We start from the raw sequence: 21674 nt of genomic DNA on the forward strand, positions 1-21674 counted from the left end.
CCGCGTTCAAAGCCCGCGCAGCGCGTGCAGGCGCGCCTGCACCATCAGCGCCTTCATGTCGCGCACGGCCTTTTCCCAGCCGTCGAAGATCGATTGCGCGACGATGGCGTGGCCGATGTTGAGTTCGGAAATGCCGTCCAGCGCGGCCACCGGCTTGACGTTGCCATAGTGCAGGCCATGGCCGGCGTTCACGCGTAGCCCGTGGCGCAGCCCTTCGGCCACGGCCAGGCGGATGCGTTGCAACTCGGCCTGGGCGGCTTCGCCCTCGGCTTCGGCGTAAGCGCCGGTGTGCAGTTCGATGACGGGCGCGCCAGCCTTGGCGGCGGCGGCGATCTGGACCGGGTCCGGATCGATGAACAGCGACACGCGGATGCCGGCTTCGGCCAGCAGCGCCACGGCGTCGGAGACCGGGCCCATGGCGCCGGCGACTTCCAGCCCGCCTTCGGTCGTGAGCTCGGTGCGCTTTTCGGGCACCAGGCAGACGTCGCTGGGCTTGACCGCGCAGGCGATCTCCAGCATTTCCGGCGTGACTGCGCACTCCAGATTCATGCGGGTGCGCAGTTGCGGGCGGATCGCGTAGACGTCGGCGTCCTGAATGTGACGCCGGTCTTCGCGCAGATGCAGCGTGATCAGGTCGGCGCCGGCATCTTCGGCGCGAAGCGCCGCGGCGATCGGGTCGGGATACACCGTGTGGCGCTGCTGCCGCAGCGTGGCGACGTGATCAATATTTACACCGAGTTCTATCATTGCACTTTCGTTGTTTCTTCCCAGCCGCCGCCCAGCGCCTTGTACAGCTCCACGCGGTTGATCAGCGCGGCCAGGCCGGTTTGCACGAGCGACAGCTGGGCGTTGAAAAAGTCCACCTGCGCGGTCTGCACCTGCAGGTAGCTGTCGATACCGTTGGTATAACGCAAATTCGACAACTCCAGCGTCCGCGCCGACGAATCGTGCAGCGCGCGCTGGGCGTCCAGCTGCGCCCCGTAGGTGGCCTCGCCCGCCAGCGCGTCCGACACTTCGCGGAACGCCTGCTGGATGGTCTGTTCGTACTGCGCGACCGCGATATTGTCGCGCGCCTTGGCCAGACTCAGTCCCTCGCGGATGCTGCCGCCGGCAAATAGCGGCGTCGTGATCGACGGCGAGAAGCTCCAGTAACCCTGCCCGCCCTTGAACAGATCGCCGAGCGACGGACTGGCCACGCCCAGCAGGCCGGTCAGCGAGATGGTCGGGAAAAACGCCGCGCGCGCCGCGCCGATGTTGGCGTTGGCGGACAACAGCTGGTTTTCCGCGGCCGCGATGTCGGGACGGCGCTCAAGCAGGTCGGACGGCAGGCCGGACGGCACCGTGGCCAGCAGCTGGTCGCGGCCGAACGTGGCCGGCGGGGGCAGCGTGTCGGGCAGCGGCGTGCCCACCACCAGCACCAGCGCATTCATGGCTTGCGACCGGGCGCGCGCCAGTTGCGCCAGGTCGGCGGAGGCCGTGTCCAGCAGCGATTTGGACTGGTTCAGATCCAGTTCGGACGCCACGCCGCCATCGAAGCGGCGCTTGACCAGGTCATAGGATTCCTGGCGCGAGGCCAGCGTGCGCTGCGTCAGCTCAAGCTGGACTTCGGCGGCGCGCAGGTTGAAATACGACTGCGCGACCGAACCGACCAGCGTGATGTGCACGGATTTTTGCGCCTGCTCCGTCGACAGGTACTGCTGGTACGCGGCTTCAGATAGATTGCGCAGGCGGCCGAACAGGTCGATCTCGAAGGTCGTCAGGCCAATGCCGGCCTGGTAAGAGCTGCTGATCGAGCTGGAATCGGGACCGCCGGGCCGCATGTTGGCCGGCAGATGCTGGCGCTGGCCCTGGATGCCGGCGCCGATGCTGGGCCACTGCGCGCCGCGCTGGATGCCGTACTGCGCCCTGGCTTCTTCGACGCGCTGGACCGCAACGCGCAGGTCGCGGTTGTTGACCAGCGAGAGTTCGATCAGCGCCTGCAGGCGTTGATCGCGGAAGAATTCGCGCCAGCCCAGCTCTGCCGCGGGCGTGCCGGCTTGCGGCATCACGTCGGCGGCAGGCTGCGAGCCCAGCGTGGTGGCGCGCGTGTACGCGCCGTACTGCACCTTGGGCTGGTCGGGCCACGCGGGGCTGACCGGCGCGTCGGGACGCTTGTATTCGGGAGCCAGCGAGCAGCCGGCCAACGCCACCGCCACAAAAGCGGTCAAGGCGGTCTGTCTGAACATCAGGGCTTTCATTCCTTGCCCTCCTGGCCACCAGTGGGTTGTGCGGGCTGCGGCGTTGCCGGCAAGGCGGCCTTTTCGGCCTCCGCCTTCTTGGCCGCCTGTTCTTCCTCGAAGAGACGCTTTTCGGCGCCCAGCAGGCGCGGGCGGGTCTTGAAGAGACCCAGCACCACCACGAAGAACGTCGGCACGAAAATCACGGCGAACGGCGTGGCGGCGAGCATGCCGCCCAGCACGCCCAGGCCGACCGCGCGCTGGCTGGCCGCGCCCGCGCCGGTGGCCATCGCCAGCGGGATCACGCCCAGGATGAACGCCAGCGACGTCATCAGGATGGGGCGGAAGCGCAATCGGGCGGCCTCGACCGCGGATTCGTACAGGCCCATGCCGCGGGCGTACTGATCCTTGGCGAATTCCACGATCAGAATGGCGTTCTTGGCCGCCAAGCCGATCACGGTCACCATCCCCACCTGGAAGTACACGTCGTTGGACATGCCCAGCACGCTGACCAGCGCCACCGCGCCCAGCATGCCCAGCGGCACCACCAGCATGACGGAGATCGGAATGGCCCAGCTTTCGTACAGCGCGGCCAGCACCAGGAACACGACCAGCAGCGACAGGCCCATCAGGATGGGCGCTTGATTACCGGCCTGCAATTCCTGGTAGGACAGGCCCGTCCACTCGTAGCCGAAGCCCTGCGGCAACTGGGCGACCAGCCGCTGCATTTCGTCCATGGCCTCGCCCGTGGAGTAGCCCGGCGCCGAGCTGCCGCCGATACGCATCGACTCGTAGCTGTTGTAGCGCACCACCTGCACCGGACCCTGGACCCATTCCGCCGACACGAACGTCGACAGCGGCACCATCCCGCCCTGCCCGTTGCGCGCGTTCAGCTTGAGCACGTCGGACAGCTGCATGCGATACGGCGCGTCCGCCTGAACCCAGATGTTCTGCATCCGGCCCATGTTGGGGAACTTGCTGAGATACGCCGAACCGACCGCCGTGGAAATGAGCGAGGCGGCTTCATTGAAGTCCACGCCCAACGCGGCCGCCTTGTCGCGGTCGATGTTAAGGGTGAGCTGCGTGCCCGCCGACAAGCCCGTGATGCGGACCTGCGACAGCACCGGGCTCTTCATGGCCTCGCCCATCAGTTGGGCGGTGGCCGCGGCCAGCGCCTCGGTGCCGGCCGCGCCGCGATCCTGCAGCCGCAGGTCAAAGCCCGTGGCGTTGCCTAGCGACGAGATGGCCGGCGGCACCAGCGTGAACACCTGCGCGTCATGGATGCCCATGAGCTGCTTTTCGAAGGCGGTGAAAGCAATGGCGCCGGCGGAATCCTGGCGTTCCTTGCGGTCCTTGAAGTCCTTGAGCGTGGTGAACGCGATGGCGGCGTTCAGGCCGTTGCCGTTGAAGCTGTAACCCTGCACGGCGATGACGTTCTCGACGGCCGGGATGCCCTGGAAGTACTTTTCGACCTGCTCGATGACCTCGACGGTGCGGTTGGCGCTGGCGCCGGTCGGCAGTTCGATGTTGCTGACCACATAGCCCTGGTCTTCCTCAGGCAGGAACGACGACGGCAGGCGCAGATACAGCCAGCCCAGCAAGAGGACCAGCACCAGGAACACCAGCATCATCCGGCCGCCCTTGTGCAGGATGCGCGACACCCAGTTCTGGTAGCCGTGGGTGGTGGCGTCGAACTTGCGGTTGAACCAGCCGAAGAACCCCTTCTTGTCCTCGTGGTGGCCCTTGGCCACGGGCTTGAGGATCGTGGCGCACAGCGCCGGCGTGAAGGTCAGCGCCAGCAGCGCCGAGAAGAAGATGGACACGGCCATGGCCACCGAGAACTGGCGGTAGATCACGCCCACCGACCCGCTCATGAAGGCCAGCGGCAGGAACACCGTCACCAGCACCAGCGTGATCCCGATGATGGCGCCGCTGATCTGCGGCATGGCTTTCTTGGTGGCCTCCTTGGGCGGCAAGCCCTCGGTCGCCATGATCCGCTCGACGTTTTCGACGACCACGATGGCATCGTCCACCAGAATCCCGATGGCAAGCACCATCGCAAACATGGTCAGCACGTTGATCGAGAACCCGAGCGCCAGCATCACCGCGAACGCCCCCAACATGGCCACCGGGACCACCAGTGCCGGGATCAGCGTGTAACGCACGTTCTGCAGGAACAGATACATGACCAGGAACACCAGCACCATGGCTTCAGCCAGGGTGTGCAGCACCTGCTCGATGGAGACCTTGACGTAGGGCGCGGTGTCGTACGGCACCGAGTACTGGATGTTGTCCGGGAAATACTTGGACAGCTCCTGCATCTGGTCACGCACGCCTTGCGCCGTGGCCAACGCGTTGGCGTTGGGCGACAGCACGATGGCGAAAGCGGCCGTCGGCTTGCCGTTCAGGCGGGCGCCGAACTGATAGTTGTCGGCGCCAACCTCGATGCGGGCGACGTCGCGCAGCAGCACCTTGGAGCCGTCGGTGTTGGCGCGCAGGACGATCCTGCCGAAGCCGTCGACCGTGCTGAGCTGGCCGTTGGCCGTGACCGTGGCGGTGATGCGCTGCGAATCGGGATTGGGCGGCGCGCCGATGCTGCCGCCGGAGATCAGCACGTTCTGGCTGGCGATGGCGTTGTTGACCTCGGCCATGCTGAGGTTGAAACCCACGAGCTTGGCCGGGTCCACCCAGATGCGCATCGCGCGCGGCGCGGCAAAGAGCTGGAACTGGCCGACGCCAGGCACCCGGGAAACCGGGTTCTTCACGTTGCGGGTGATGTAGTCGGCCAGGGCCGTCTGGTCCAGCGTGCCGTCGGTGGACGACAGCGTCACGATCATCAGAAAGCCGGTACTGGTCTGCTCGTACTGCAGGCCCTGCTGCTGCACCGCGGCGGGCAGCTGGGCGATCACGTTGGACACGCGGTTCTGCACGTCCACCTGCGCCAGGTCAGGATTGGTGCCGGGCGCAAACGTGGCGGTGATGGTCGAGGTGCCGTAGGAATCGCTGACGGACTCGTAATAGATCAGGCCCTTGGCGCCGTTGAGCTGGTCTTCGATGATGCTGGTGACCGACTCGGCCACTTCCGGGGCCGACGCGCCCGGATAGGTTGCCGTGATCGTGATGGCTGGCGGCGCCACATCGGGGTACTGCGCGACCGGCATGTTCGGGATGGCCAACACCCCTGCCAGCAGAATGAAAAGGGCAACTACCCAGGCGAAGATTGGTCGATCGATAAAAAATTGCGGCATGTGGGCTGACTCTGAAAGCGATGCTCACCAAAGGGGAACGCGGCGCTTGCTGCGCCGCGTGCCGCTTACGATTTCTGGCCTGCGGCCTTGTCCTGCTGGGCAGGCTCGGCCGGCTTGGCGCCGGGCTGCGGGGCGGAATCGGCGGGCTTGGCGGCCGGGGCTGCGCCGGGGGTTGCGCCCGGCTCAGCCGGCTTGGCGCCGGGCTGTGCAGCAGGCGCGCCGCCCTGTGCGGGCGCCCCGCCCTGTTTCCATTGGCTGACCTGCACCGGCGCGCCGGGACGGATCTTCTGGAAGCCCTCGACCACCACCACGTCGCCGGCCTTCAGGCCGCTGGTGACCAGCCAGTTGTTCTGGAAGGCGCCGCCGGTGGTGACCGGCGACTGCGCGATCTTGTTGTCGCGCACGAGCATCAGGCTCTGCTTGCCGTCGGCGGTGCGTTGCAGCGCCTGCTGGGGAACCATCAGGGCCACGTCGTCAAAGCCCTGCTCCAGCCGGACGCGCACGTACATGCCGGGCAACAGGATGCCGTCGGGGTTGGGGACTTCGGCGCGCAGGTTCACCTGGCCCGTGCTGGGGTCCACGGTGATGCCCGTGAACAGCAGCTTGCCGGGATGCTCGTATTCAGAGCCGTCTTCGAGCACGACGGTCGCGCGGGCGGCGTCCTTGCCCACCTGCTGCAGACGACCGCTGGCAAAGGCGCGGCGCAGCGCGGCCAGGTCGGCGGTGGACTGCGTGAAGTCGACGTAGATGGGATCGAGCTGCTGCACCGTGGCCATTTGCGTGGCGGAGGTCGATTCGACCAGCGCGCCCTCGGTGACCAGCGGCTTGCCGATGCGGCCGGTGATGGGCGAGGTGACGTCCGTGTAGCTCAGGTTGATCGCGGCGTTGTCCTGCGCGGCCTTGGCGGCGGCGACGGTGGCGTCGGCCTGACGGTAGGACGCCACGGCGTTGTCATATTCCTGCTTGCTGACGGCATTGGCCTTGACCAGCGGAGCATAGCGGTCTGCCAGCAGCTTGGCGCTGAAGAGGTTGGCCTGCGCCTGCTTCAACTGGGCGGTGGCCTGATCGTAGGCGGCCTTGTAGGGCGCCGGATCGATCTTGAACAGCAGTTGGTTTTCTTTCACATCGCCGCCCTGCTCGAACGTGATGCGCTGCACGATGCCGGTGACGCGGGCGCGGATTTGCGCGTCGCGCACCGCGTCCACGCGGCCGGGCAATTCAGAGACGATGGGTGCGCGCTGCGGCTGCACGGTGACGACGCTGACCTGGGGCATGCCAGGATTCATCTGGGGTTTTTCACCACAACCCGCCAATATCAGCGCGAGGACGCCACCGGAAACTGCCAGACCCGAAAATCGTTTAGGCGAAAACCGCATTGAAACCCCCGCGTAGCGTAATGAATCGCGTCGTGAAATCGCGTCAGGAACCGCAGCAATCCGAAAGTGCCAGGAGGCAGCGATCAAATCATGACCAAGCGTCACCAACGACACGTGAATAGCCCAGTAATGTAACTCAGATATTGGGGAAATCACGTACTTTCGGGCAGTTCGGGGGAACTTTCGGGAGCAATTCCGCAACAATTTCTAGTCGGTGGCGAGCTCCCGCAGATTGCCCAGGAATGCATAGCCCACGCCATGCACCGTGTGCAGCGGCAGCCGCGCGCCAGCAAGGCGAACCTTGTTGCGAAGCCGGCAGATGGCGACATTGAGCGACCGCATGTTCATGCCGCCGCGCAGGGATTTCACTTCGCTGCGGGCCAGTTCGCGGCGCGGGCTCCTTATCAGGCAGGCAAAGCAGGCGCGCTCGACCTCGGTGAGATCCAGGCGCACGCCGTTGGGCAACTGCAAGGTCCAGCCCCAGTAGAGCAAGCTCCACCAGCCGTCCACGGGTTCGTGCAACGGGCTTGCTGCCCATGGGGCGGGCGTGGACGCCTGCCGGCTATTGCACGCAGGCTTGAGCGGGTTGGTCTTGGCGAGCGCGGGCGAAGGAACGGGCGAAAGAACGGGCGATGGAACGGGGGCAATACCGGGAGCAAGAAAGGGAGAATTCAAGGCAGATCTCCACCAGGACGGCCGGTGGCACGCTTTGGAGCGGCCCGTCCCGGAACAAGGTTGCGGTTTGTCCCGAAAGGCTACCCCCGCGCAGGGCTTCTGCGTTTGTCGCCGCCCATCTATCAGACCAATCCGACCTTTCACCCCCCAGAACGACCGCCCTGCCCGCTACGAATGCCGGGTGCCGTTGCGATGGATGTCGTGCGTGACGAAGCAGCTATCCTGCGTCGGCCGGTCCAGGATGCCCGGCTTTTCAAGCGTGCGGCGAATGTCCGTCAGCCCCGACTCCCAGTGCTCGCGCATGGCTTCGGTGCCGAACTCGTAGTCCTTGGAGTACCGCTCGCGGTGCTTGGCCTCGTAAATGAGGTTGATGATGTTGGTGGCCGGCGTGTGTGAAAGCTTGCGGATGTCGGCCAGGTCCGGCGCGTCGCGTTCGCTTTCCGGCAGACGCTCAAGCAGCCGCTGCAGGCCGTGGCGCAGTTTCAGCACACGCCGCAGCTGATCGGTGACCAGGCGCGTGCGGCTGGAGTACTGGATGTCCTTTTGCCGCTCGGCCACCTCTTCGAGCGACGTGGGCAGCTCGCCGCGCGCCGGCCAGAGGTCGACCTGGAACGCCAGGGTGTCGCGCATGTTTTCCGTGGTCAGCACCTGCGCCAGCGGCGTGTTCGAGACGACACCGCCGTCCCAGTAGTGCTCGCCGCCGATCTCCACCGACGGGAACCCCGGCGGCAAGGCGCCCGAGGCCATGACGTGCTCGGGCCCCAGCGTGTGATGCAGGGTGTCGAAATACGCGAAGTTGCCCGACCGCACGTTCACGGCGCCGAAACTGGCCCGCACCGCGCCGCTGTTGAGCAGCTTGAAATCCACGAACTGGCGCAGGGTGTCGGCCAGCGGCGTCGTGTCGTAGAAGCTGGTGGACGCGGCGCCGCGGCCCCGCACCAGATAAGGCGGCGGAAAACGCGGCTTGAAGAAACCCGGCTGGCCGGTCAGCAGCGCTTGCATCGCCGAGACCTGTCCGTTCATGGCGGGCGATCCAAAGCCGAATGGCTGGCCTTCGAACATGCGGGTGAGGGCATCGCCCCAGGGCAACGAGGCAAAGCCGGTCGGCCGGCAGATGCTTTCCCAGAAGCCGCGCAGGCGTTCGACCCGCTCGTCTTCGGCGGATCCGGCGATGATGGCCGCGTTGATCGACCCGATGGAAATGCCGGAAATCCAGTTGGGCCGGATGCCGGCTTCGTGCAGGCCCTGGTACACCCCCGCCTGATAGGACCCGAGCGCGCCGCCGCCCTGCAGCACGAGCGCGACGGTATCGTAGGGCGGCGTATCGCCGGTGTCTTCAGCCAGGGCCTTGCGGCGAGCGGTCATGCGGCGTCCTCTAGCGCTTGGTCTTGTCCGGCACCTGCGGCGTGCCGACGCCGGCGCGGAACGGGTATTTGGCGAAGACCTCCGCCACCACCTTGTCCACGTTTTCAGATGACCCGGCGCTCGAGGGATTCTGGACTTCGCCCACCGCGACGCCCTCCCAGACCAGTTGGCGCCGGCGCGCATCGACCAGGTCGACGCTCAGTGTGCCCTCGGTGTATTGATAGACGTCGTCGCCCCAGCCGTAGCCGGGCCAGCCGCCGTAAAAGCCCGCGCGATAGCCGTAGTACGGCCCCATCGGCGCCATTGCGGGCGTGACCTCGGTCTGCTGCTGGAGCTTGGCGCCGAAGTTGAGAAGCAGGTCGGGATTGGTGGCGCTGTACGTGTAGCCGCGCATTTCCATCTGGCCGCGCGCCGCGCTCTTGAGCCGTTCGGTCAGCAGCGTGTTGTAGCCGGCCTTGTCCGTCCCCAGCGGAGACATGTAGCCGAACGTCTGATACTGCGCAAAATTGGCCTGGTGGTCGTAATCGCTCTTGACCGTTGGGCCTGAAGCGCAGGCCGCCATTAATGCCGTCATGGAACCCGCCGTCAGCAATTTCAACGCTTTCATGTCGATCTCTCCGTGAGTTCAAGGCGACAACATAGTGCCGCGAAGCCACCAAAGTTTCAACAGAATCTCATTCGCAACCACGAAAATCGCGGACGGGGATCACGCGGTGCCACGCGCCCTGCAGAAGGGAGTGCCAGCTTACCGGCGCGCCCGGACTGCCTTAACGCAAATGCGAGATGACTTCCCTATCGCGCCGCGCGCCGGGTCCATTACACTTCCCGTCGCTTCCGGCCATTCCTACAGACACGCGCATGCTTGAACTCGACGGCTCCATTTGGTTTCGCTCCGGCGCCCAGACCTGGGGCGGCAAGAACCGCATCGACCTGCTGGCGCAGATCGACGCGACCGGGTCGATCACGGCGGCGGCGCGCGCCGTGGGCATGAGCTACAAGGGTGCTTGGGACGCCATCGACGCCATGAACAACCTGGCCGGCGAACCGCTGGTGCTGCGCGCGGCGGGCGGCAAGGGTGGCGGCGGCACGCAGCTCACCGACCGGGCGCGCCGTTTGATCGCAACCTTCCGGGCGCTTGAAGTCGAACACCGCAAGTTCATGGACAACCTGACGCACGCGGGGCTGGATGCCAGCGGCGACATCGACCTGATGAGGCGTTTCATGCTCAAGACCAGTGCGCGAAACAAATTCCTGGGCACCGTCATCGAGATCCGCGAGGGCGCCGTCAACGATGAAGTGGTGCTGCGCATCGCCGGTGGCCACACGGTCACGGCCACCATCACCCGCGAAAGCACCAAAGAGCTGGGCCTTGCGCCCGGCAAGGAAGCCATCGCGCTGGTCAAGGCGTCGTCCGTGATCGTCGGCGCGCCTGGGCCTGGCCTGCGGCTATCGGCCCGCAATCAATTGCTGGGCCGCATTTCCGACCTGCGCCCGGGCGCCGTCAACAGCGAGATCCTGATCGAAATGGATGGCGGCGCCACCATGGCCGCCATCGTCACGAACGAAAGCGCCAAGGACCTGAATCTGGATGTGGGCGCCGAGGCCGTGGCGATCTTCAAGGCGTCCAGCGTGATTCTTGGTGTACTGGACTGAGGATAGTCCGGCTTCGGCTACAGCCCCACGTTCTCGTCGTGGCGCCCCACCCTGCCCTCGCGCACCTCAAACACCACGTCGGCCAGGGCTTCAACGTCTGCGGGATCATGCGTGATCAGCAGCATCGGCACGTCCAGCTGGCGCTGCAGCGCGTCCAGTTCCTGGCGCATCTTGCCGCGCAACTGCGAGTCCAGCGCGGAAAACGGTTCGTCCAGCAGCAGGATGTCGGGCTGCAGCATCAGCGCCCGCGCCAGCGCAACGCGCTGCTTCTGCCCGCCTGATATCTCGTTGGGATAGCTGCCCACGATGGCGCCCAGTTCAAAGGCGTCGACCCAGCGCTGCGCCTCGCGCGTCACCTCGCGGCGTGGCGGATTGAGCCAGCCGCGGCGCAGGCCGAATGCGATGTTCTGCGCCACGGTCAGATGGGGAAACAGCGCGTAGTCCTGGAACAGATATGCCACGCGGCGCGACCGCGCAGGCAGGCAGATATTTGTCTGGCTGTCGAACAGCACCCGCCCGTTGACTGCGATGCGCCCGGCATCGGGACGCAGCAGTCCGGCCACGGCCCGCAAGGTCAGGCTCTTGCCCGCGCCCGACGGCCCGAACAGCGCGATGCGTTTGGCGGCCGACTTGAACTGCACGTCGAGCTCGAATTTGCGGTCGCCCGACACCATGTGCTTGCGCACGGAAAGGTCGATGCTCATCGCCCGCCCCCGTTGCGCTGATTGGCGCCGATGGGCACCAGCTTGCCGGCAGCGAGCAACACGACGATGCAGGTCACGGAAGTCACCAGCACCAGCATGTTGGCGGTGGCGTCGTCGCCCGCCTGCACCGCTTCGTAGATGGCAACCGACAACGTCTGCGTGCGGCCCGGCAGGTTGCCCGCGATCATCAGCGTGGCGCCGAACTCGCCCAACGCGCGCGCAAAGGCCAGCAGCACGCCGGCCGCGATGCCGCGCGCGGCCAGCGGCAAGGTGACGCGAAAGAACACGCCCGCCTCGCCCACGCCCAGCACGCGCGCCGCGCTCTCAAGCTGGCCGTCCACGTTTTCGAACGCGGCCCGCGCCGACTTGAACACCAGCGGAAAGGCCACCACGGACGCCGCGATCACGGCGCCCTGCCAGGTGAAGACCAGCTCGATGTTCCAGCGCGCCAGCGTCTCGCCGATGATGCCGCGCCGGCCCAGCAGCACCAGCAGGTAATAGCCCAGCACGGTCGGCGGCAGCACCAGCGGCAGCGTCAGGATGGCGTCCAGCAGATCGCGCCCGGGCCAACGCCAGCGCGACAGACCGTAGGCCGCAGCCGTGCCGGCCACGGTGGCCAATAGCGTCGCCCAACCCGCCACTTTCAGGGAAAGCAGCAGCGGGACCCAGACGGGATCACTCATCAAAACCTACGATTCAACAGGGACTCAGGGCTTCTGAAAGCCGTAACGCGACAGTATCGCCTGTCCGGCGGGCGACATGACATAGGCCACGAAGCTTTCGGCTTCCTTGGCCGCCGCCTCGCGCGTGGTCAACGCAATGGGATAGGTCACCGGCGTGGTCGAGGGCACGCGCACGGCCACATCGACCTTGCCCGGCATGATGGCCGCGTCGGTCGCGAACACGAAGCCCGCGTCGACCTCGCCGCGCGCCACGTAGTCCAGGCTTTGGCGCACGTTCTGCGCCAGCACGCTCTTGGCCTGCACGGCGTCCCACAGGCCCTGGGCCTGCAGCGCGGCTTGCGTGTAGCGGCCCACCGGCACCGAGGCCGGGTTGCCGTAGGCAATGCGCTTGACCTCGGCCCGCTCCAGATCCTTGAGCGACTTGATGCCGGCCTTGCTGTCGGTCGGGACGATCAGCACGATCTGGTTGGCCGCGAAGTCCACGCGTGTGGCGGGCTTGACGGCCTTTTCCTCGACCGCCTTGTCCATCGCCTTCTGGTCGGCGGACGCGAACACATCCGCCGGCGCGCCCTTCACGATCTGCTGAAGCAGCACGTCGGAGGCGCCGAAGTTCAGAACCACCTTGGTGCCCGCATGTTCCTTTTCGAAGCCTTGCGCCACTTCCTTGAAGGCGTTGGTCAGGCTGGCGGCGGCCGACACCACGATTTCTCCGGCGCTGGCATTGGCGCCCCAGACGGCGGCAAGCGCCAGGGTCAGCGCCATGAGCGGGCGTTTGTGCAACATGTATTTCTCCTGTGGGCAGCGGCGTATCAGGATCGAAATATATCCAGGTATATAGCGGTCGTCAATTTGGCCCGGCACGGGGTTTATGAAATATCAAGGGAGACGCCAGCGGCGGAATCAGCCGCGGTCGACGGTGGTGACGTGAACCGACTCGGGCGCCAGCGCGGCGCGCAGGAAGTCCAGCGCGGTTTCGGGCTGCGCGGCGCCGCACATGAAGATGTCCAGGGCCGCGAAACGGTGCTCCGGCCAGGAATGGATGCTGATATGGGATTCGCTGAGCAGGATCACGCCGGTCACCCCCGCCCCTTCCCCGAAATGATGAAAATGCGCGCTCAGCACCTGCGCCCCGGCCGCGCGCGCCGCCGCCGTCATGTGCCGTTCCAGCGCCTGCGCGTCGGTCAGGAGGCCGGGCGCCACGCCGCGAAAGTCCGCCAGCACGTGGCGGCCGGGTGTCCCGTACACGGTCACTTGTGGGATCCGCCCGAGGACCATCCCGAGCCGCCGGAGTAGCTGCTGCCCCAGCTGCTGCTACTGCTGCCGCCGGATAGGCGAGTGCCCGGCGCACTGGCGCTGGTGGTGGCCACCACGACCACCATTGCGTACAAGGCATACAACAACTTGCCCTTCATCTATTCGTCCTCGCCTGTCAGCATGTCGGCCAGCATGGCCGGTAGCCAGAGAAACACCATCCCGATCAAAACCGGAATGAATCGGCCGGCAAAAATATTGTTGAAGTTCAAAAACACCATCGCGATCAGCGCGCCCTTGGCCCATTTGCGGTAGCCCCCGCCAGCCTTGGCGGACGACACGCGCATGGCCTTCTGGCGATTGAGCTCCGGGCGGCTGAACCACTGGGCCAGTTGCGCGGGCGACACCGGCGCCGACGCCGACCAGCCCAATTCCTTGTCGGCCAGTTCGCGGGTCAGCTTCAATGTGCCGACCTGGTAATCCGTGATCTGCGTGCTGTCGCCCACCTTGACGCGCCAGTTGAAAGCGCCCAGCGCCATCTCCACGCGCGAGGTGTAGTCGTACAGTTTCTGGTACACGCGATTGCGCCAGCGCACGCTGGTGGCGTTGTTGTGACTGGGCCAGGTGTCGCAGACCTGCACGCGCTCCCAGCCTTCGTCCGACTCCACCAGCCAGATGAACCCCTTGGCCGGATTGAACAGCAGGTATTCCATCCAGCTTGAGGGTTCTTCGGGATCGGGATCAGCGCACTTCATCAGGCCGATCAGCGTGTAGTCGGCGCCTTCCATCTTGGCGACCGAACCCAGCGGCAGCGTGGCGCGGATCTTCTGCACCTTGCGCGCCTTTTCGATGACCTCGGCCGTCGGGCCCGAGCAATCGACGGCAGCCGCGCAAGACGGGCAAACCACGTTCGTGGCCATGGCGGCCACGAACGAGATCGGCGCGCCGCAGTTCGGGCAGTCCAGCGCCTTGATCTGGCCGCGAAAGCGTCCCGCGGTTTCCTCGACCTGCTCTTTGGTGCGCAACGAGCCCGCCTGCATGGCAGACAGGTCGAACGCCTTGCCGATATAAAGTTCGGGCTGCGGGCCGTCGGAGAAATCCAGCGTCAGGAACGCGTCCAGGCTGCGGTAGTCGGCCACCTTGGCCTGCCAGCCGTCGCCCGGCACGAAGGGCAGCTCGCCCTGCGTGCCGCCGGCCTGGCTGGTGCGAACGTCCGCTGCCACGAAGCGCTGGCCGTCCAGCTTCAGTTCATCACCGGGCGCAATGCTGTCGAACGCCGGCATCTCCTGCACGGACTTGACCTTGCGCCGCCGCGTGACGGCGTACTGGCCCGAGGCGTCCGACAGCCAGCCGTCGGAGCCGTCGTCGAACCACACGTACCACTCGTTCCAGAAGCCCTCGTCAAAGCGCATCTGGATGCGGCCGATGACGTCGAATCGCTTGCCGTCATACGTGCCGGTCGCGCCCAGGCACAGTGGCGAATAGTCCTCCAGGACCTCGGCCGCCTCGCCGATGCGCTTGACCGACTCGGCATCCTTGAGCAAGGTGCTGCGGCAGGCGCCGCAGACCGCCATGACGGAGGCCGCGGACGTGAACTTGACTGGGGCGCCGCACTGCGGACACAGAACCTGCTGCATGGGGCCTTAGCTGGTGAGTTTCTTCAGCACCTCGGCCTTGGCCGAGTCGTAGTCCGCCGCCGTGATGAGGCCCTTGTCCAGCAGGTCCTTCAATTGCTGCAGGCGCTGGACGGGATCGGCCTGCGCGGGCTGGGCGGCGGGCTGTTGTGGCTGCTGCGGCTGCTGCTGTTGCGCCGGCTGTTGCGCCGGCTGCTGCGTCGGCTGCTGCGGCTGGCCAGGCGCCACGCCCAGTCCCTGCGCCATGGTCTGTCCCAGCGCCGCGCCGGCCGCCAGCCCCGCACCGATGCCCGCGATGCCGCCTTCGTTCTGCGCGGCCAGCGGAATCGACGTCGCGGTCTGGTACTGCGTGAACTTGCCCAGGTCGCCGGCCATGCCCATCGAGATCCGGGTGTCCAGCGCCTTTTGCAGTTCTTCGGGCAGCGACACGTTCTCGACCGTGAAGTTGTCCAGCTTGACGCCGTAGCGGTCGAACACGGGCGCGAGCTGTTCGGCAATGCTCTGCGACATCAGGCCCTGGTTGCCGGCGATGTCCAGGAACGGCACCTTGGAACTGCCCAGGGCGGTGGTCATGGCGGCCACGACCATGTTGCGCAGTTGCGCCTCCAGGTCGTCCACCGTGTACACATCGCGCGTGCCGCTGATTTCGCGGTAGAACTTGCCGGGATCGGCGATCTGGTACGAATACACGCCGAACGCACGCAGGCGCACCATGCCGAACTCGCTGTCGCGCAGCGTTACCGGCTGGGCCGTGCCCCAGCGCCGGCCCAACTGCAGGCGCGTGCTGAAGAAGATCACGTCCGACTTGAAGGGCGACTCGAACAGCTTGTCCCAGTTCTTCAGGTACGTCAGGATCGGCAGGGTCTGGGTCGTCAGCTTGTACATGCCGGGGCCGAACACGTCGGCCACCTTGCCTTCGTTGACGAACACCGCCATCTGCGATTCCCGCACGGTCAGGCTGGCGCCGTACTGGATTTCGAAATCCTGCATCGGATGGCGCCAGGCGAGCACGCCGTCGCGATCCTCGTTCCATTGCAGGATGTCGATGAACTGCTTGCGAATGAATGAACCGAGACTCATGGAAAGTCCTCCTGTGTCAGATCGGAGAATGCGCGCCGCTCAGGTCAGGCAGGCGGCGTTGACGATGCCGGCCGCCAGCGAGATCGCGCCGATCAGGCCGCCCATGGCGATGTTGTTTTCGGCGATGGCGTCGGTCATGCCGCGTATGGCCTTGGATACCACCGCGTAGACGACGATCTGCACGATCATCGCTGCCACGCCCCAGACCACGAACATGACGAAGCTGGCATGGACCGCGATGCTGGAACACAGAGTCAGGCTGAAGCCGACCAGCGCGCCGCCATAAGACAAGGCGGCGGCAATGTTGCCCTCGCGGATGAGGTCGAATTCCTTGTAGTGCGTGATGGCCGTGTAGACCGCCGTGAAAACGCCCAGCATGACGAGCGCCGAGACGATATAGATCAGATAGGTCACCGCCGGATGCATTGCTTCTCCCATTGCCAGCCTCCCAATTGCGCGCAGTATATACGTCGCGTTCGATATACTGCGAACGCATTTTTTGGCTCGGACACTCCCATGCGCGACCGCGTTCTCATTCTCTCGGTATTGATCGTTGCGTCCTGCGGGTTGGGCTACGAGCTCATCAGCAGCGCGCTCGCCAGCTATTTGCTTGGGGATTCGATCCTTCAGTTCTCCTCCGTGATCGGGTGCTATCTCTTCGCGATGGGCATCGGTTCGTGGTTGTCAAAATATGTAAGAGACGAAGACGTTCTGAATCGTTTCATCGACGTCGAGCTGCTCGTGGCGCTCTTGGGCGGCGTCTCCGCCGCGGTCCTGTTCCTGGTGTTCGCCTGGCTGTCCGCCCCGTTTCGCGCGGCCCTGTATGTCGGCGTCTTCATTATCGGACTGATGGTCGGCATGGAGATCCCGCTGGTGATGCGCGTCTTCAACCAGCGCAAGGCCGAATTCCGAGAAATCGTCAGCCGCGTGCTGACCTTCGATTACCTGGGCGCGCTGGCGGTGTCGCTGGTGTTTCCGCTGCTGCTGGCGCCCAAGCTGGGCCTGCTGCGCACCAGCTTTCTGTTCGGCATCCTGAACGCCAGCGTGGCGCTGTGGACCACGTGGCTGTTCCGCGCCGAGGTCACCCGCCCTGGCGAAAAAGCCGTGCGCGCCGGCGTAGTGCTGGGCATCCTGGGTCTGGGGTTCGTCTATTCGGGCAGCATGACCGCCTGGGCCGAGAAAGGCCTGTATGGCGACGACATCATCCACGCCGAGACCACGCAGTACCAGCGCCTGGCCGTGACGCGCTGGCACGACGACCTGCGCCTGTACATCAACGGCAACCTGCAATTCTCGTCGCGCGACGAGCACCGGTATCACGAGTCGCTGGTGCATCCCGGCCTGCAGGTGCTGCCGTGGGCGCGCAACGTGCTGGTGCTGGGCGGCGGCGACGGGCTGGCCGTGCGCGAGATCCTGAAATACAAGAACATCGAGCACGTCACGCTGGTGGACCTGGACCCCGCCATGACGAATCTGTTTTCGCGCTCGGACCCGCTGGTCGCGCTGAATGCGGGCGCGCTCAAGGACCCGCGCGTCACCGTCATCAATGACGACGCGGGGCGATGGCTGGAAACGCATGCCGAGGTCTACGACTTCATCGTGGTGGACTTTCCCGATCCGTCCAACTTTGGTTTGGGGCGACTGTATTCCGTGCCGGTCTACCACCTGATGGCGCGGCATCTGGCGGAAAACGGCTACATGGTCGTGCAGTCCACCTCGCCCTACTTCGCGCCGCGCTCGTTCTGGAGCGTGGACGCCACCCTGAAGGAAGCCGGCCTGAACACCTGGCCGTATCACACCTACGTGCCGTCGTTCGGCGACTGGGGCTTCATTCTGGCCAGCAAGCGGCGCGACTACGCACCGCCTGAAAAGATCACCGTGCCCACGCGTTATCTGGACGCCGTCACCGTGCGCGAGCTCTTTCACTTTCCCGCCGACATGCCGGCGCTAGCCATGCCGCCGAACCGCCTGAACGAACAATCGCTCGTGCGCTACTTCGACGAGGACTGGCGCAAGGTCATCCGCTGATGCGGCGCCGCAGCTTCCTGTTGGGCGCTGCCACGGCCGCCGCCGCGGGCTCGGTCGGCTACTGGCGCGCGCGCGTCGTCGAGACGACGCCTGACGTCCACTATCCCGGCATGCAGGCCGGTCATGCGTTGCGCGACAAGGCGGCGCTGCCGCAGCCGTCGGCCACGCGGCAGCATCAGGTCGCCATCCTGGGCGCGGGCGTGGCGGGCCTGTCCTGCGCCTGGAAGCTCGCCCGCGAAGGGTTCACCGATTTTGTCGTGGTGCAGGGTCCCGAATTCGCGGGCAACGCCGCGGCGGGCGTGCGCGATGGGCTGCACTACCCGCTGGGTGCGCACTACCTGCCGTTGCCCTCGCTGGCGTCCACCCACGTGCGCGAGATGCTGGCCGACTTCGGCATCATCGAGCGCGGCGCGGGCGACGCGCGCCCCTACTATGACGAAGCCGTCCTGGTGCATTCGCCGCAGGAAAGGCTGCTGCGCAACGGGCGCTGGGAAGAACACCTGCTGCCGATGACAGGCGTGCCGGATGCCGACGCCGCGCAGCACCAGCGCTTTCTGGCGCTGGTCGATCAGTTGCGCACGCAGGTGGGCAACGACGGCCGCAAGGTGTTCTGCATTCCGCTTGCTCTGTCATCGCGCGATCCGGCGTGGCGCGCGCTGGACACGCTGACGTTCAAGGACTGGCTGGCGCGCGAAGGCTATACCTCGTCCGCGCTGCATTGGTATCTGAATTACTGCTGCCGGGACGATTACGGCGCGGACTACGACGTGGTGTCCGCGTGGGCGGGGCTGCACTACTTTGCCAGCCGCGACGGCCATGCCGCCAACGCCGGCGAAGGCGCCGTGCTGACGTGGCCGGGCGGACTGGGCGCGCTGGCTGACCGCATGCGCGACGCCATCACGCAAAAGCTGGGCCACGCGGACTGGTTGTTGCCGGGCACGGCGGTGCGCATCGACGAGCTGCCGGCCGGGCCGCGCGTCCTGTGCATCGAGGATTCGGCGGACGGCGCCGCCCGCGCCTATGCCCTGCAAACCCGCCGCACGGTCTGCGCCATGCCGCTTTTCGTCGCGCAACGCCTGCTGCCGGATATCCGCGCATACGGCTACGACCCGGCCACCCACGCCTCGCCGCACGCGGCCTGGATGGTGTCGAACTTCGTCATGGACGGCTATCCACTGGAGGCGCCCGGCGAGCCGCTCTCGTGGGACAACGTCGTCTACGAAGGCCAGGCCCTGGGCTACGTCGTGTCCACCCATCAATTGCTGCGGGTGGCACGCACGCCGCGCAGCGTCTTCACGGCGTATCACGCGCTAAGCGGCCAGACGCCGCAGGCCGCGCGCGACTGGCTTACACGCGCCAGCCCGCAAGACCTGCGCGACACGGCGGCGGTGGATCTGGTTGCGGCGTATGGCAAGGAATTCTGGCGCAACGCCCGCCAGTTGGAAATCACCGTACGCGGGCATGCCATGGCCACGCCGGTGTGCGGCTATCTGTCCAATCCGGGCCTGGCCGCGCTGCGCGCGGTGGACGGCCCGGTGTTGTTTGCGCACGCCGACCTGTCGGGGTATTCGGTGTTCGAAGAAGCCTCATGGTGGGGCGTGACGGCGGCAGCGCGTATTCTGGGCGACCATCGACAAGGATGAAACAAGACATGGGCAATCACGTGATCGTGCTGGGCGCCGGCATCGTTGGCGTTTGCTGTGCATTGGAATTGCAGCGTCGCGGCATGACGGTCACGCTTGTCGACCGGCAGGCGCCCGGGATGGAAACGTCGATGGGCAACGCGGGGGTTCTGGCCCGCAGTTCGCTGATGCCGTTCAATCATCCTGGCCTGTGGGGTCAACTGCCGCGTCTCTTGAAGAACGACACGGTCCAGTTCCGGTACCGCTGGCCGTACCTGGCGGCGAATCTGGGCTGGGCCACGCGATTCCTGATGAGCGCGCGGACGTCCGTCTTTCAGGACACCGCTCGGGCGCTGGACGGCCTGATCCGGCTGTCCGCGCCCGAACACCTGAAGCTGCTGGATGAAAGCGGCGCGCGCCACCGGCTGCGCGACACCGGCTGGATCTTCCTGTACCGCACGGCGGCGGCCTGGAATGCGGGCGCGCTCGCCCGCCGCACCTTCGCCCAGTACGACGTGCCGACCCGCGAGCTGGATCCCGCCGCGCTTGCCGAGCTTGAACCCGCCCTGTCGCCCATCTTTCACCGCGCATTGTGGATTCAGGGTTCGTATTCGGTGGACGATCCGCACGAGGTCGTTGCCGCGTACGCCAGACTGTTCCAGCGCGAGGGCGGCACGATCAAACGGATGGACGCCGCCGCCATCCGCCGCGACGGCAATGGCTGGACGGTGCAGGCCACGAACGCGTCGGATTCTCTCTCTGCCGGCCGGCTGGTCGTCGCGCTGGGACCGTGGTCCAAAGCATTGCTCAAGACCACCGGCATCGACCTGCCCATGGCATTCGAACGCGGGTATCACATGCATTACGACGGCCGCGACGGGGCACGCGTCACCCGGCCCGTTTACGACACGGGCGGCGGCTACGTGCTGTCGCCCATGGCGCGTGGGCTGCGCCTGTCGACGGGCGTGGAACTGGACGCCTTCGACGCGCCTGCTCGCCCCGACCAGCTGGATCTGGCGGAACAGCGTGCCCGCGAGGCCTTCCCACTGGGCGACCGGCTGGATTCGGCCGCCTGGCTGGGCCGCCGCCCCACGCTGCCGGACAGCCGCCCGATGATCGGCGAAGCGCCGCGCCATCCTGGTCTGTGGCTGGCGCTGGGACACCAGCACATTGGATTCAGCACCGCGCCGGGGACCGCGAAGGTGCTGGCGGAACTGATGCTGGACGGCGACTCGGCGTCCCGCCACAAGGCGTTCCGGCCCGGCCGCTTCATCTAGCGTTCAGGCCGCCCGTTTCACGTCCCAGCCGTCAAACAGCACACCGTACAGATCGGCCGGTTCAACGTCACCCCAACAACAGAGCGTCGTCCGACAGTTTCTCGCCCCGCACCCGCTCGAACATGGCCAGCAGATCCGGCACGTCCATGCCGCGGCGCTCGTCGCCGGACACGTCCAGCACGACCTGGCCCTGGTGCAGCATGACGGTGCGATCGCCCACGTCCAGCGCCTGGCGCATGCTGTGCGTGACCATCATGGTGGTGAGCTGGTTTTCCGCCACGATGCGCGCCGTCAGCTGCAGCACGAAGTCGGCGGTGCGCGGGTCGAGCGCGGCGGTGTGCTCGTCCAGCAGCAGAATGCGCGACGGCTGCAGCGCCGCCATCAGCAGGCTGACCGCCTGACGCTGGCCGCCGGACAGCAGGCCGATGCGGTCGGTCAGGCGGTTCTCCAGGCCCAGACCCAGCGTGGCAAGGCGCTCGCGGAAGCCCGCTTTCATCGAGGCCTTCACGGCACGGCTGTAGCCGCGCGAGGCGCCGCGCATCTGCGCCAGCGCCATGTTTTCCTCGATGGTCAGGTCTTCGCAGGTGCCCGCCATGGGGTCCTGGAACACGCGGGCCACGCTGCCGGCGCGCGCCCACACGGGCTGGCGCGTCACGTCCACGCCGTTGATGTCGATGCGGCCGGAATCGACCGGCAGGTCGCCCGACACGGCGTTCAGGAACGTGGACTTGCCCGCGCCGTTAGAGCCGATTACGGTAACAAACTGGCCCGACGGGATTTCCAGCGTGAGGCCGCGCAAGGCGCGGGTCTCGATGGGCGTACCCGCGTTGAAGGTGATTTTCAGGTCTTTTGCGGACAACAT

At 66.2% G+C, this 21674-nt stretch carries 19 protein-coding genes; 4 read left to right on the forward strand and 15 right to left on the reverse strand.

Going from position 1 to position 21674, the window contains the following annotated elements; all coding sequences use genetic code 11:
- Window positions 1-6 precede the first annotated feature (6 nt).
- From pdxJ to CLM73_RS18200, 7 genes are all read right to left on the reverse strand, one after another.
- A complete protein-coding gene (gene pdxJ / locus CLM73_RS18170; RefSeq protein WP_056563063.1) occupies window positions 7-747 on the reverse strand; it encodes a pyridoxine 5'-phosphate synthase in 741 nt (246 codons plus the stop codon).
- Window positions 744-2237 carry an efflux transporter outer membrane subunit gene (locus CLM73_RS18175; protein WP_105239621.1) on the reverse strand — a complete coding sequence of 498 codons (1494 nt, stop codon included), beginning with the start codon at window positions 2235-2237 and terminating at the stop codon, window positions 744-746. Before CLM73_RS18175 ends, pdxJ begins: the two co-directional genes overlap by 4 nt.
- Entirely contained in the window at window positions 2234-5464 is a 3231-nt protein-coding gene (locus tag CLM73_RS18180; RefSeq protein WP_105239622.1) for an efflux RND transporter permease subunit, read from the reverse strand. The genes CLM73_RS18175 and CLM73_RS18180 overlap by 4 nt, the downstream gene beginning before the upstream one ends.
- Before the next feature lie 65 nt (window positions 5465-5529).
- The gene (locus CLM73_RS18185; RefSeq protein WP_105239623.1) at window positions 5530-6840 is read right to left on the reverse strand and encodes an efflux RND transporter periplasmic adaptor subunit; all 1311 of its coding nucleotides are present in this window, start codon (window positions 6838-6840) and stop codon (window positions 5530-5532) included.
- Between the two features lie 207 nt (window positions 6841-7047).
- Window positions 7048-7515 carry a winged helix-turn-helix domain-containing protein gene (locus CLM73_RS18190; protein ID WP_418904917.1) on the reverse strand — a complete coding sequence of 156 codons (468 nt, stop codon included), beginning with the start codon at window positions 7513-7515 and terminating at the stop codon, window positions 7048-7050.
- Window positions 7516-7683: 168 nt separating this feature from the next.
- Window positions 7684-8880 (reverse strand): patatin-like phospholipase family protein, encoded by a 1197-nt coding sequence (locus CLM73_RS18195; RefSeq protein ID WP_105239624.1) that lies wholly within the window; start codon window positions 8878-8880, stop codon window positions 7684-7686.
- Between the two features lie 10 nt (window positions 8881-8890).
- Window positions 8891-9487: a DUF4136 domain-containing protein gene (locus tag CLM73_RS18200; protein ID WP_105239625.1), complete on the reverse strand. Its 597-nt coding sequence runs from the start codon at window positions 9485-9487 to the stop codon at window positions 8891-8893.
- Window positions 9488-9738: 251 nt separating this feature from the next.
- Here CLM73_RS18200 and CLM73_RS18205 point away from each other — a divergent pair, with 251 nt between their 5' ends.
- Window positions 9739-10533 (forward strand): TOBE domain-containing protein, encoded by a 795-nt coding sequence (locus CLM73_RS18205; RefSeq protein WP_105239626.1) that lies wholly within the window; start codon window positions 9739-9741, stop codon window positions 10531-10533.
- A 17-nt stretch (window positions 10534-10550) separates the two neighbouring features.
- Here the strand turns inward: CLM73_RS18205 and CLM73_RS18210 are convergent, their stop codons facing one another.
- The 7 genes from CLM73_RS18210 to CLM73_RS18240 form a co-directional block, all read right to left on the reverse strand.
- Window positions 10551-11237, reverse strand: a complete 687-nt coding sequence (locus tag CLM73_RS18210) for a sulfate/molybdate ABC transporter ATP-binding protein (RefSeq protein ID WP_105239627.1) — start codon at window positions 11235-11237, stop codon at window positions 10551-10553.
- A complete protein-coding gene (gene modB, locus CLM73_RS18215; protein WP_105239628.1) occupies window positions 11234-11920 on the reverse strand; it encodes a molybdate ABC transporter permease subunit in 687 nt (228 codons plus the stop codon). The genes CLM73_RS18210 and modB overlap by 4 nt, the downstream gene beginning before the upstream one ends.
- 24 nt (window positions 11921-11944) lie before the next feature.
- Window positions 11945-12703: a molybdate ABC transporter substrate-binding protein gene (gene modA / locus CLM73_RS18220; protein ID WP_105239629.1), complete on the reverse strand. Its 759-nt coding sequence runs from the start codon at window positions 12701-12703 to the stop codon at window positions 11945-11947.
- A 117-nt stretch (window positions 12704-12820) separates the two neighbouring features.
- Window positions 12821-13171, reverse strand: a complete 351-nt coding sequence (gene speD / locus CLM73_RS18225) for an adenosylmethionine decarboxylase (RefSeq protein WP_105239630.1) — start codon at window positions 13169-13171, stop codon at window positions 12821-12823.
- A gap of 161 nt (window positions 13172-13332) precedes the next feature.
- Window positions 13333-14808 carry a DUF4178 domain-containing protein gene (locus CLM73_RS18230; protein ID WP_105239631.1) on the reverse strand — a complete coding sequence of 492 codons (1476 nt, stop codon included), beginning with the start codon at window positions 14806-14808 and terminating at the stop codon, window positions 13333-13335.
- A 6-nt stretch (window positions 14809-14814) separates the two neighbouring features.
- Window positions 14815-15885, reverse strand: a complete 1071-nt coding sequence (locus CLM73_RS18235) for an SPFH domain-containing protein (RefSeq protein WP_105239632.1) — start codon at window positions 15883-15885, stop codon at window positions 14815-14817.
- Window positions 15886-15924: 39 nt separating this feature from the next.
- Window positions 15925-16311, reverse strand: a complete 387-nt coding sequence (locus CLM73_RS18240; protein WP_105239633.1) for a DUF350 domain-containing protein — start codon at window positions 16309-16311, stop codon at window positions 15925-15927.
- A 90-nt stretch (window positions 16312-16401) separates the two neighbouring features.
- On the opposite strand from CLM73_RS18240, the gene CLM73_RS18245 reads away from it, so the two are divergent.
- From CLM73_RS18245 to CLM73_RS18255, 3 genes are read left to right on the forward strand one after another with little or no spacing between them, the layout of a single operon-like run.
- A complete protein-coding gene (locus CLM73_RS18245) occupies window positions 16402-17913 on the forward strand; it encodes a polyamine aminopropyltransferase (protein WP_105239634.1) in 1512 nt (503 codons plus the stop codon).
- Complete coding sequence (locus CLM73_RS18250) at window positions 17913-19556, forward strand: NAD(P)/FAD-dependent oxidoreductase (RefSeq protein WP_105239635.1); 1644 nt, start codon at window positions 17913-17915, stop codon at window positions 19554-19556. Before CLM73_RS18245 ends, CLM73_RS18250 begins: the two co-directional genes overlap by 1 nt.
- Before the next feature lie 8 nt (window positions 19557-19564).
- A complete protein-coding gene (locus tag CLM73_RS18255; RefSeq protein WP_105239636.1) occupies window positions 19565-20812 on the forward strand; it encodes an NAD(P)/FAD-dependent oxidoreductase in 1248 nt (415 codons plus the stop codon).
- A 67-nt stretch (window positions 20813-20879) separates the two neighbouring features.
- Here the strand turns inward: CLM73_RS18255 and CLM73_RS18260 are convergent, their stop codons facing one another.
- Window positions 20880-21674 (reverse strand): ABC transporter ATP-binding protein, encoded by a 795-nt coding sequence (locus CLM73_RS18260; RefSeq protein WP_056563110.1) that lies wholly within the window; start codon window positions 21672-21674, stop codon window positions 20880-20882.

The sequence above is a fragment of the Achromobacter spanius genome (genome assembly GCF_002966795.1).
Lineage (GTDB): Bacteria > Pseudomonadota > Gammaproteobacteria > Burkholderiales > Burkholderiaceae_B > Achromobacter > Achromobacter spanius_D.